Origin of the sequence: Sodalis sp. C49, assembly GCF_046352915.1 — a bacterium.
In the GTDB taxonomy this organism is placed as follows: domain Bacteria; phylum Pseudomonadota; class Gammaproteobacteria; order Enterobacterales; family Enterobacteriaceae; genus Acerihabitans.
Genome location: NZ_CP163303.1, coordinates 5,266,050 through 5,278,391 on the forward strand (window position 1 = coordinate 5,266,050; position 12,342 = coordinate 5,278,391).

Annotated in this window: 9 protein-coding genes; 5 read left to right on the top strand and 4 right to left on the bottom strand. The window is 49.2% G+C overall.

Annotation, left to right across the window (positions count from 1 at the left end; genetic code table 11):
- Nucleotides 1-33: 33 nt before the first annotated feature.
- Entirely contained in the window at nucleotides 34-1,713 is a 1,680-nt protein-coding gene (locus tag ABUK12_RS23900) for a LytS/YhcK type 5TM receptor domain-containing protein (RefSeq protein ID WP_410014149.1), read from the bottom strand.
- Between the two features lie 396 nt (nucleotides 1,714-2,109).
- On the opposite strand from ABUK12_RS23900, the gene alaC reads away from it, so the two are divergent.
- Together alaC and iraP are read left to right on the top strand one after the other, a co-directional pair.
- Complete coding sequence (alaC, locus tag ABUK12_RS23905) at nucleotides 2,110-3,342, top strand: alanine transaminase (protein WP_410014150.1); 1,233 nt, start codon at nucleotides 2,110-2,112, stop codon at nucleotides 3,340-3,342.
- Nucleotides 3,343-3,680: 338 nt separating this feature from the next.
- Nucleotides 3,681-3,983, top strand: a complete 303-nt coding sequence (iraP, locus tag ABUK12_RS23910) for an anti-adapter protein IraP (protein WP_410014151.1) — start codon at nucleotides 3,681-3,683, stop codon at nucleotides 3,981-3,983.
- A 411-nt stretch (nucleotides 3,984-4,394) separates the two neighbouring features.
- Here iraP and ABUK12_RS23915 read toward each other — a convergent pair whose 3' ends face one another.
- Complete coding sequence (locus ABUK12_RS23915; protein WP_410014152.1) at nucleotides 4,395-4,589, bottom strand: hypothetical protein; 195 nt, start codon at nucleotides 4,587-4,589, stop codon at nucleotides 4,395-4,397.
- Nucleotides 4,590-5,054: 465 nt separating this feature from the next.
- Here ABUK12_RS23915 and ABUK12_RS23920 point away from each other — a divergent pair, with 465 nt between their 5' ends.
- Nucleotides 5,055-5,681, top strand: a complete 627-nt coding sequence (locus ABUK12_RS23920; RefSeq protein WP_410014153.1) for a glycoside hydrolase family 19 protein — start codon at nucleotides 5,055-5,057, stop codon at nucleotides 5,679-5,681.
- 98 nt (nucleotides 5,682-5,779) lie between these two features.
- Here ABUK12_RS23920 and ABUK12_RS23925 read toward each other — a convergent pair whose 3' ends face one another.
- The gene (locus ABUK12_RS23925) at nucleotides 5,780-6,487 is read right to left on the bottom strand and encodes an SOS response-associated peptidase family protein (protein WP_410014154.1); all 708 of its coding nucleotides are present in this window, start codon (nucleotides 6,485-6,487) and stop codon (nucleotides 5,780-5,782) included.
- A gap of 416 nt (nucleotides 6,488-6,903) precedes the next feature.
- On the opposite strand from ABUK12_RS23925, the gene ABUK12_RS23930 reads away from it, so the two are divergent.
- A complete protein-coding gene (locus ABUK12_RS23930) occupies nucleotides 6,904-7,623 on the top strand; it encodes a helix-turn-helix transcriptional regulator (RefSeq protein ID WP_410014155.1) in 720 nt (239 codons plus the stop codon).
- A 660-nt stretch (nucleotides 7,624-8,283) separates the two neighbouring features.
- A complete protein-coding gene (locus ABUK12_RS23935) occupies nucleotides 8,284-10,401 on the top strand; it encodes a phage tailspike protein (RefSeq protein ID WP_410014156.1) in 2,118 nt (705 codons plus the stop codon).
- A gap of 515 nt (nucleotides 10,402-10,916) precedes the next feature.
- On the opposite strand, the gene ABUK12_RS23940 is transcribed toward ABUK12_RS23935, so the two are convergent.
- Nucleotides 10,917-12,016, bottom strand: a protein-coding gene (locus ABUK12_RS23940; RefSeq protein ID WP_410014157.1) for an IS3 family transposase whose coding sequence is annotated in 2 segments (ribosomal slippage) — nucleotides 10,917-11,764 and nucleotides 11,764-12,016 — 1,101 coding nt in all. Because the reading frame shifts where the segments join, the coding sequence is not laid out codon by codon here.
- Nucleotides 12,017-12,342: the final 326 nt, after the last annotated feature.

Sequence of the window (12,342 nt, forward strand, 5' to 3'; positions counted from 1 at the left end):
GTGCCTCGCGGTTAAACATGTCCTCCATGGACGTTATGCCGCCAGCTTGTGGGGCTGGGGGGTAATGTAAAACCAGATCTCGGTGCCCGGTTCAAGACGGCGGATATGCAGCCCTTCGCCATATAACAGCAATACCCGGTGATGAACATTCAGCAGGCCGATTTTCCCGGCCGGCAGTTCATTGCGTTTAACCTGCTCGATGACTTCTGCGCTGATGCCACCGCCGGTGTCTTTTACCGCAATACGGATACGTCCGCCGGTATCCTCCCGCACGGAAATCACCACCACGCCTTTACCGCGGCAAGGCTGGATGCCGTGCACAATAGCGTTTTCCACCAGCGGCTGGATGAGCAGGCTGGGCAGGGGAAACGACAACTCTTCATCGATATCAAAAATAACGCTCAGCTTGCTGCCGAAACGCGCCTGCTCGATGGCGATATAATCCTGGATCTGATAAAGCTCTTTTTTGATATCGATTTGCGCGCCGTTCAATTCCAGATTGTACCGCAGGTAACGGGAAAGATTGGTAATCAGCTGCCGGGCGGTATCCGGATTGATGCGGATCGACGAGGAAATGGCGTTAAGCGCATTAAACAGGAAATGCGGATTAATTTTGCTTTGTAACGCGCGCAGTTCCGCCTGGTCGGCCATTTCCCTCAGCTGTTCGATGCGCGACACCTCGATCTGCGTCGAAATAATCTGCGACAGGCCGATGGCCATCACTTTGAGTGAATTGGTGATCTGATGGGCGTGACAGTAATAGATCTTCAGGGTGCCGGTGACCACGCCTTTTTCCCATAACGGGATAATGATAAGCGAGTGGATTTGCGGCGTACGGTCCGCCTCGTCATTGTTCTTGATGGTGATGTTGCCGCTTTGAATACTTTCCCTGGTCATATCGCTGATGATCTCATGGCCGATATTGTACAATTCGGCCCCGACCCCGACATAAGCCAGGATATGATGTTCATTGGTGATGGCCACGGCGTCGGCCTTGATATCGGCGCGGATGATATCGCAAATGGTGGTGAGGGATTCGCTGTTGATATGGCGAAAGTAGGGCAGGGTCTTATTGGCGATATCCAGCGCCAGCTTGGCTTGCCGGGCGGCGATCACCTCTTTTTCATCCTCGACCCCCTGCACCAGCAGCACGATCATGCCGATGCTGACCCCGCCGAGGATCATCGGCAGCGCAATTTTGGACACGATATCCAGCCCCAGGGACATCGGCTGCGCCCAGAGAATGACCAGCAGCATGGTCAGGCACTCGCACAGCATGCCGCCCAGGATGCCGATGCCCCAGCGGCGCTCTTTTATCACCCTAAGCTTGATCCAGCCCGAGACAAAACCCGCCGCCACGCTGCTGATAAGGCAAGGCACCGAGGTCGGGCCGTCGATATCGATCAGATAACGGTGCACGCCGGCGATAATCCCGGTGGCGATGCCGACCCAGGGCCCGAATAAAATACCGCCGGACATGACCGCGATAATCCGCACGTTGATCAGCGAGCCTTCCACATGGATGCCGGAATAGGTGCTGAAAATGGCAAATAGGGAAAAAATGGCGGTGACCGCCAGCAATTCCTGGCGGGTGTGCTGTTCTTTTTGCAATAACTGGCGGAACTGGCGGACGCGCGTCAACAAAAACAGGCAAATCAACATTAATGCCGCCCGTTCATAGACCGCCAGCAGCATTTCGAACATTTCTTTCACCACGACATCCCGGTAAATGACCAACCTTTAGCCGTTACTATAAGCAATGGACGCCTGAGATTCCAGATTTGCCGCCGCGGCCGCCGTCGGGGATCGCGGCGGCTTCGGCCGCCATGACGCGAGAAGTGCCGTAAAACGGGGAAGTCTGAGTAAACATAAGGGGATTTCATTTACCGGCATAAAACGCCTGCCGCACGGTTTTTAGGCCAACGGCTACCGCAATAAAGGGGAATAATCGATAAATAAAATTTCATATTTCCTCTTTTTATCTTGTCCGCCGCGATGTCTGCCGTTGATATTGAAATCATGCCGAATATAGGATAGCTTCATGGACAGGCCCACGCATGGGCCGGCGTCGCTCGGATGGTCCGGGCGCTAACGTACAACGAGGATATTATGGCCGCATCCGGTTTGCCACGGCGTTTTACACGCATCGATCGTCTCCCCCCCTATGTATTTAATATCACCGCCGAGTTGAAAATGGCCGCGCGCCGGCGCGGAGAGGATATTATTGATTTCAGCATGGGTAATCCCGACGGGCCCACGCCGCCGCACATCGTGGAAAAGCTTTGTACCGTCGCCAAACGGGAGGATACCCATGGATATTCCACCTCCCGCGGTATTCCCCGGCTGCGGCGCGCGATCTCGGGCTGGTATGCCGATCGCTACGGCGTCGAGATCAATCCAGACAGCGAGGCCATCGTCACCATCGGTTCCAAAGAGGGCCTGGCCCATTTGATGCTGGCGACGCTCGATCATGGCGATACCGTACTGGTGCCGAATCCCAGCTATCCGATACATATCTACGGCGCGGTGATAGCCGGCGCCCAGGTGCGCTCGGTGCCGCTGGTGGCGGGGGTGGACTTTTTCCGCGAGCTTGAGCGCGCCATTCGCGAAAGCATTCCCACGCCGAAAATGATGATTCTCGGCTTCCCGTCCAATCCCACGGCGCAATGCGTCGAGCTGGACTTCTTTGAACGGGTGGTGGCCCTGGCCCAGCAGTACGGCGTGCTGGTGGTACACGATCTCGCCTATGCCGATATTGTTTATGATGGATGGAAAGCGCCGTCGATCATGCAGGTGCCAGGCGCCAAGGACATTGCGGTGGAATTTTTCACCCTGTCGAAAAGCTATAACATGGCCGGCTGGCGCATCGGGTTTATGGTGGGTAATCCGGAACTGGTCAACGCCCTGGCGCGTATCAAAAGTTACCATGACTACGGTACGTTTACCCCCCTGCAGGTGGCCGCCATCGCTGCGCTGGAAGGCGACCAGCAATGCGTACTGGATATCGTCGAACAATATCACCAGCGCCGCAATGTCCTGGTGCGCGGCCTGCACGAGGCGGGATGGATGGTGGATACCCCAAAGGCGTCCATGTATGTCTGGGCCAGGATCCCGGAGCACTATGCCCATCTCGGTTCCCTGGAGTTCGCGAAAAAACTGCTGTCGGACGCTAAGGTCTGCGTATCGCCGGGCATTGGGTTCGGCGACTACGGCGATACCCATGTACGTTTCGCGCTGATTGAGAACCAGGATCGTATCCGGCAGGCGGTACGCGGCATCAAGGCCATGTTCCGCGCCGATGGCGTGCTGAAAACCGCCGGCGCCAAGGCCATCACGGACTAGGGAACGGCTACCCGGCCCGGCGGAGGGGGAACGTCTTCTCTTCCGGTCCGGCAACACGGCATTCGTCCCCGCATACGGCGTTTTGCCGCCGTTTTGCTTCGTGGGTGGGGATAAAGTTGTGTTGATTGATAAATATTTCTAATGAATTAATCCCTGCACAACAGCGCCCTATACGCGTCAATGGGACTACAACTGGCGTGGGCGCCATGGTGGTGGTCATCGCGCACAATACTTACAGTTCAGAAGATGTTATCCTAATCACAATAAGAGTAATATAAGCAGGCTATGTTTAGTGCCGTGGCAGCCTGTTGGCCGCGATTTTGTCCAGGTAGGAAACTATGAGAAACCTTGTCATTGATATATTGAAAAAAATGGCCAAAGCGGATGCGGCGGCAAAAGAGCTGACTGCCCAGGTTGAAGCCCAGTCCCTGCTCCTGGCCGCGCTGGTGCTGACTGTCGGGCAGGGTAGCTCATCGGTTATGGCGACCAACATAGAAAAAGCCATTTTATCGGCTTCCAGCGCCAGCGAGGACATTCTGCAAACGGATGTGGATTTATTATTGGCGCATTTTGTCCGGTTGATCTCAGTCTCGCAGTATGTTGAAGTCAACGGCGACGAAGAAAAGGTTAACAACGATTAATAGCCCGTGGCTTAACGGCGCGGTGATATCGTAGTATAACTTATTGATGTTATTGTCGTTTAAATAATAAGCGCTGGCGCGCTGCCCATCAGCATGGCTTCCTGTTTCCTATGCCGGCGGGCAGGTTCCGGCGGCAATATCCTCATTGATTGCCTCTGATAATAGCGCATTAGCCAATAATTAAAACAATAACCCCTGCAATAAGATAATAACAAGCCTACAACACCCAGGAAATATACCGGCAAAATATTATGTTAATTAGTATAATGTCAAAGTGTAATCACTTTTAATTGGTATGAAAAAAGCCGCTATTTTATGGCGGGTCCTGCCGGATAAACGCCATCAGCCTATCTCAACGCAATACGACCCGGTTTCGCCACGCTGTTGCTGTTAAAGCTGATTTACTCCCCATCATCTGTTATGTCCCACCTGTGGCTCGGCCTTGCGATAGATCTGCTTTTTGCCATGATGCTTTGCCGCACGGTGGTGACGGTGATATTTATGCACTGTTTTAGGATGATATTCATCCCCGGCATGGGCATACGTAAGGGGGGCAAAGGGTAGGGCTAATACTACAGTCATCATTGCGATGATGAATTTCTTCATGTTAATGCCATGCCTTTTAAAATGTTTCCATTATGTGATAGCACATCCCACCAGCGGAAATGCGCGCTTACCTGATTATTCTAGCGCAAAAATGGCTTGCTGCTCTTTTATCTCCGCCCCGGCCGCTGCCCGCCCATGACGGACACACCTGGCATCGCGGTCACGCAGATAGCGACTGGGTGAGGTAAACATGGTTAAGCCCCGTCAGACCCAGCGTTGGGCGCTAAAGGCGATTTCCTTCCCGAATTGCCCGGATTGCTCACCCGCGGAATCGATCAAGCTCCCCTGCTAGGCCGGCATGTTCATGATACTGATGGCCCTGACGATTGTTCATCAAGCGCAGCCCTGCGGCGGGACGCGCCAGGGTTAAGGGCCATCACCGCCGGGCCGGCAACCTTTAGCAGCGTGGACGGCTTGCCTTGTGTAAGGGTTGGAGGAAAACCAGGCGGTTAAGGGCCAAAGCATATGACACTCGAGCAATTCCAACAGGCGGCTAATATCAGCGCCGGGTTAGCCGCACGCTGGTTTCCGCATATGGCGGCTATTATGGCTGAATTCAGTATTAATACGCCGCTGCGCCAGGCAGCTTTTATTGCGCAAATCGGTACGGAATCAGGTGGATTTACCACAGTAGTGGAATCGTTTAATTATTCGATAAACGGACTCAAGATATTCGGCAATCGCTTAACGCCGGCACAGCGCGAGGCGTTGGGCCGCCAACCTTCTGAAAGAACCCTGCCTATCGATAGGCAGCAGAAAATAGCCAATATTGTTTATGGCGGCAGATACGGAAATACGCGACCGGGAGACGGCTGGTTATATCGCGGGCGAGGTTTAAAACAGGTGACCTTTTATGCTAATTATGCCGCCTGCGGTAAAGCGCTCGATTTAGATCTGCTTGCCGAGCCTGATTTGCTCCTGGCGGATATCAATGCCGCGCGTTCGGCCGGATGGTTTTGGCAGGCCAATAAATGTAACACTTTCGCCGATATTGGCGATATGGTGGGGCTGACTAGACGGATTAACGGCGGCGTCAACGGCTTGGCCGATAGGCAGGCCCGCTATAGAGTCGCGGTGGATGCGCTGTGCTGAAAATGCCGTGGCGTGCCGTCCTGGCGGCTGATATGACCGTTTGTGCGGTACCCACGGTACCCGGCGGCATCCCTGTATAGTCCTCGCCGGCGCGAGGACTATAAGTGTGAATTATCAATTTTTGCAATTAGCGAACTGTTGTTATTGTGAATATTCCCCACAGTCTTGCTGACAGGATGAAACGCAAACTCCCCCGCCGGCATGGCGCAATCATGGGCCAGCTCCTCGGCGCGCCCCGACGTCGTATCCGGCGATATCCATTCTAATGACGCCTTTCGCGTCATGATCAGCGGCCGCCGGTCATGGATATCCACCAACCCCTGATCACTGGCCGCCGTCACGATTACAAAACCATCATCTTCCGGCGCGTCCAGGGCATCGGGATGGAATCTGCCTATCGCGGCCAGGTATATCGGCTTCTTATTTTTATGATAGATAAAATAGGGTTGTTTAACTTTTGTATGGTCCGGGTCTTTCTTCCACTCATACCAACCGTCGGCCATCACCAGCGCGCGGCCATGGTGCCATAGCGGCTTAAACATGCGGCTGGCGGCGGCAGTTTCTAACCGGGCATTAATCAGGGGAGGGCGGCCTGCTTCTTTGGCCCAGGCGGGCTGATAACCCCAGATAACGGGATCCAGATGCAGCGTATCGTCGCGCTGGTTCAGCAGCAGAACGCGACTGCCTGGAGCAACGTTGTAGCGGCCTATCGGCTCGCCATCCAATGCGCCCGAAAACGCAACATCACTTCGCAGGAAATCGAGATAGTGTTCTCTGGTATTAAATTCAGCAAATCGGCCGCACATAGTCGTCATCTATATTGCAGAGAGATCTTAAGTATAGACGGGATAGAAGAGACAGAACTGTGGCAGCCCGACAATAATTTAAATTGTGCGGTAAAACTAAACCGACCATTTTCCCGTCATTAATCCTTTCAGTAATTCGAAATTTAATGCTTCCATAATATCATTAATAAAAATGGGCCATAATGGGCCAAAGCACTGCGGGGCTCACACTATTAATAATTACTTTTCTCATCAATAATTGTTTATTTGAAATGCAAGGTTAGTTATATTTTTATTAAAGCGAAAAAATTCGTTAATTAAAAACCTTAAGCCGTAAAATTAAGGATGTTATTTTATTACGCTATGCTTTAGGCCAGTAGTTAGTCACTCTTTGCGATGATACAGTTTTTAAATATCATCAATGACCGGGGGTAATTATGAGTAATGACATATGCAAGTGTACTGTGGTTCCTGAAGTTAATATTACAAACACCATGCGTTACGTTTTTGACCAATTAAAAAGTCCCATAGCGATAAGAGATTTGTCCTCCAGGCTGGTTTATTGCAATCAGCCGCTTGCTCTACTCGCAGATAAAAGGTCGCCTAATGAAATCATTGGTAAATTCGACAGTGAATTCGATTGCGCTATATTAGATACCGAGGAATCAATAGAGAATTTTGCTAAGCAATATAAACGTATATTTGAGACGCAGACTCCTTTTTCTACGTTGGAGCTACATCCTCATGCTGTGGATTTTCCATTCATATTCCATAAAATCCCTTATTTTAATGATAAGCACGAATGCATAGGTATGCTTGGTTATAATACACAACTTACAGTATATACACTTAACGACTATGTAAAAGGGCATATGCCGGGATCACTATTATTGAATAAGCCGGATGACACTTTCACTGAGCGCGAGTGCGAAGTAATGTTTTATCGCTTGCAAGGTTTGAAGTCAAAAGAGGCTGCTGCTAGGTTAAATCTTTCATTAAATACATTTAATAACTATATGCAGAAGATTTACAATAAAGTGCATGTAACAGAGATCGGGGAGTTAAGGGATTTTTGCGAGAAACATAATTACCATCGTTATCTCCCCAAGAGATTTCTAACTCATGAAGCAATTAATTTCAGCGATTCAATAATCTGATCTTTGCTTTGGTCAGTTCTGGGCGGGGGTGAATGTAAATCTCCCTTCCGCTCAGTGCCCTACGATTTTCCGGCCATGTCCGTTTCGCAAGTTCAGCCTTTCATACTGACCCCACCCCGAATTCTGCCCCACCCAAAATCGCCAATCCGACGTGATGAACCTATCCCTTTGACAGAGGTAATGCCGACCAAAAAGTCCCGTTACACAGAAGCGTGGATCGCGTTTGATTTCAAACAGGCTGGACTGGATACCCCCGTACCAGCGGTTTGTGGCAAGCTGGGGATTTCCGATATAACTTTTACACCTGGTGTAAACGAGTGGTTGGTCTGTCTTCCTCTGGATGGCAACACTTATGGCAACCGGAGAAGGAGAATGTCCGGCTGAAATAGCTGATGATCGATTTAAACCTCAGCAATGCCTGCTGGGGGTGTAGTCAAGTACTGTTTTTATTTACAGTTCTCTATGATACGATTTTTGGTATGGACATATTTCAGGAAGCATTTTTACATAATTATCTGTTATGTGGTTAAAAATGCCGTTGTTTAATTTGTGCCGCTTCTCTTTTGGTCATTACATTACTCAGTCCATTTAACAGGTTGCTAAATATCAACCTAATGAAGTAAACGGTTTATCTAACACATTCAAAGAGGTACTAAACATATGACCATACCTAATATCGTTGTATCTATGCCATCACAATTATTCACCCTTGCCAATAGCTTCCAAGCATGCGCCAATGGTTCTGTCTATGTCGGGCAGATTGACACGGACCCGACTGTGGCTGCAAATCAAATACAGGTTTATGTAGAGAGTGCGGAGGGTACCTATACCGCGGTAGCTCAACCTATAAACATCAATGCCGGAGGCTATCCAGTGTATGCCGGTCAGGTAGCAAAATTTGTAACGGTTGAAGGGCAGTCAATGACCGTCCTTGATGCTGATGGCGTCCAGCAATTTTACTTTCCAAACGTGTTGAAATATGACCCTGATCAGTTTAAAGATCAGTTGTTAGATACGGCTGCAGCTGGGTGGATAGGCTATGATATAACGAATACTTATCCCCAAAAAACAATCGGTAATAAGCTGAGTCACACCATAACACCTTATGATTTTGGCGCCATAGGCAATGGTGTTACGGATGATACCGCAGCGATTCAAGCATGGCTTGATTTTTGTTCGTCTATAGGCGGCGGATATTTTAATACAAGCTCTGGCACGTTTTTGATAACTCAGCAGCTTTCAATTAATCGCACAGCGGTCAGTAATGTCATCGATCACGTGCTGGATTTTTCCGGCGCGCGGATCCTGGTCGACGCGGGCACATTAATAGCGCAATATATTGCTGGTAGCGCCGTTACTTTCTCCGGATGGTCATTGACCGGCAATGTTGAACTCACATCAACAGGCGGTTTATCCTGGGGTGCTGCTTCAGCCTCGCAAGGGATGGCGAGAATTATTCTTACCGGTCTTACGGTTGGTAAAACATATAAAGTTATGGCCGATATCAAGGGTTATGACGTAGCTGTGTCCGCAGGCTCTTTCGCAATGTATATTGATGAAATAGGGCGCATCACCCGGGCATGGAAAGGTAATGGAGTTCCCCGTGGAGAATTTATTGCCACCGCGACTACCCACACCCTCCGTTTGCAATCTGATTCCACAGATCCTTTATGGCAAGGTCTCGTTTATAAAGTTGATGTACGGGAATCCGTTTATGGCCTACGTCTTTATCAAACTGGTACAGCTGCAATGCATGCGCATTTCGAGGTCCGCGGATTGAGGATGGAAAATAGGACTAACAGTGCTGCGGCTGGTGGTCTACGGATGGATGATTGTGGGGCGGCTAAATTTCATAATTGTTCATTTATAGACTTTAGTAATGGTGAAGGAATATTGACAAACAATAAGCTGTTCTGGTCTGAAAACAATGCGTTTTATAACATTGCCTATGTCAATTGCCGGTTTGCGCATCGCTATGGCCGGACTATTGGACTAGGCGCACAATCTTCATTCGCTAGGCAATTCGAACAAAATATGTTTATTGCTGATATTGAATATGCTTTATATTTTGAAGAAAGTACATCACAATATGATTCAAAATGGACTGAGATTCATGGAAATACAACTGTAAAATTGAAGGCTATACTTCATATTGAAGGCGACCAAAATAACACAGTGATTGAAGGCATCAGAACAGAAAAAGGAGGCGCTTCTCATGAAGATGGCAATGGTATTATTGAATATGCACAAAATGACTTATCTCGGCCATGGATCGGTAGTATAGGCTCTAGTGTCAATATTCCAATATACAGGCTAGGATCTATGAATGCTGGTCGAACATGGATGGAGCGCCCACAGACCGCTTTTGATTTAACTCAGGATAGAACGGTTGTCCAATCGCTACGTTATTCTACGGCTCAAATTAATGGTGTGACATTCGGTTACGAATGGCACGAAGTTATTACCAATGCTATTAATGGCACCGTTTATGATATTTCTGATGGCGGCGATATTATTATCACACACGGAGTAGCGGAAATTATTATCACAACTCGCGCTGTGGATGGTAGTGCCTTTGAGGGTAGTAAGTATATGTGCGTTTTGGGTAAGCGTGGCGTTGATGGTTCAGTCTCTACGCCTGATACTGTACTGTGCGACCATAGAAATTCTGGTACTGGAATTTTTGTGACTTGGCCCGCTAATTCATCGCCGCGAGTTGCTGTTACTGGCGTCAGTTCTCCCTTTGCCATTGCTATTAATATCAGAATATTCAACTAAGCCGCTCAGTAATGATTTGATTAACCAAGCCCCATCCCCGGGGCTTGGTTTTCCAATCTTTGCCACACAGTACGGCTGTAATGATTTTGCAAGTATCCCACATAATCGTTCCATCCACTTATATAGATTTTCCGGCATAATAAATATGCCAACGAGGAGGACATTATGCACAAAGTCCGTTTTACCGAGCACCAAATCCTGGCCGTAACTGAGCGCGTCATAATGAAATACACAGGTTCCAATTCGTTAGTTCATAAATATCTTATTTATGATGTTTTTTTGATAAATACACGATTAATATCTAACTTTAAAATTATAAAATAGGCCACGGATGGCCCTCTACTTAAAATAAGATAACGCTTATATAGCAAGCTGCTAGGTTAAAGTGAATTGTTTCCATAAGCTCCATGATTTTCCATTGTAGACACGAGAATATAAAGCGTCGTAATTACTGCCAGAAGTACCGTAACCGTACAAGACTTGTGACCTCCCCCCATATCCTGATCATGGCTAAATTAGAGGATTTGCCGTTTTTGGTGACTTCGGATAAATTCCGCCGGAGTCAGATCATTTAATGAAGAATGTGTCCTGTCATGGTTATATTCCTCCCGCCAGCGATCAAGCTTTTCCTGCACATCTTCCATCGACAGGAACCAGTGGATATTTAGGCATTCATCCCTCAGGCTGCCATTAAACGATTCGATAAACGGGTTATCCGTCGGCGTGCCGGGGCGTGAGAAGTCCATGGTGACCTTATTTTCGTACGCCCATCTATCCAGCACTTTTGAGATAAATTCGCTGCCGTTGTCGGCCTGGATCCTTAACGGCACACGATTGTGCATCAACCTCAGATGCTCCAGTACCGCCACCACATCCTCGCCCCTGAGCGACTGGCCGGCATGGATCGCCAGGCATTCCCGACTAAAATTATCGACCACAGTTAACGCCCGAAACCAGCGCCTATTAAACAGATTATCAGCAACGAAATCCATGCTCCAGCATTGATCCGGATTTGACACTAGCGGCCTCTCACGCCGGTGGGCCGCCGTCACATGGCGCCGGGGCCGTTTGCACCGCAAATTTAACCCCTCCTGGCAGTATATGCGGTGCGTTTTTTTGTGGTTCACTCGCCAGCCTTCACGCCTAAGCTGTACATGTATTCGCTCGCAGCCATAACGGATCCGGGTTTCAGCAATCTCCCTGATCCGCATGGTCAGCACCCGGTCATCACGGCAAGAACGGTAGTGATAAACCGAGCGGCTCATGGGGATCGTCTGGCAGGCGCGACGAATGCCTACCCGGTAAGCGTCAAGCAAAAAATGGACAATTTCACGCTTACGGGCAGGCTTTAAAACTTTCGTTTTAGCACATCCTGCAGCATCTCTTTGTCCAGGCTCAGATCCGCCACCAAGCGTTTTAGCCGCTGATTTTCATCTTCCAGCTGGCGCAAGCGCCGCAGTTCAGCCACGCCCATGCCGCCAAATTTTTTCTTCCAGTTGAAAAAGGTCGCTTCAGAAATGCCCATCTTGCGACACACTTCCGCCACGCGGGTGCCGCCTTCCGCCTGTTTCAAGGCAAAAGCTATCTGTTCCTCGGTAAACTTGGATTTTTTCATGCCCGGATCCCCCCTTTTAGTATGAGAAGTGTGGCAGAAAACTCCAGTTTAGCCTGGTCCTGTTTAATGGGAAGAGATCAGATTCCGAGTGATTGCAATACAAATATGAAAAGTGTCCCGACTCAGGTCGGGCCTACGCTGGCCCTCTAGTAGCACTTGCAAACTCTATCGAAACGCGCCTGAGCATCAATGCTTAGCGTCCTTACTGCGGAATGCAGTACTATAGAAACTGAATTATATTATTATTCAAAGACATGTTTTTTTTTGCCCTCGGTTCACTTCACAAAATCGCCTTCACATGATTATACTGTATATAACAACAGTAT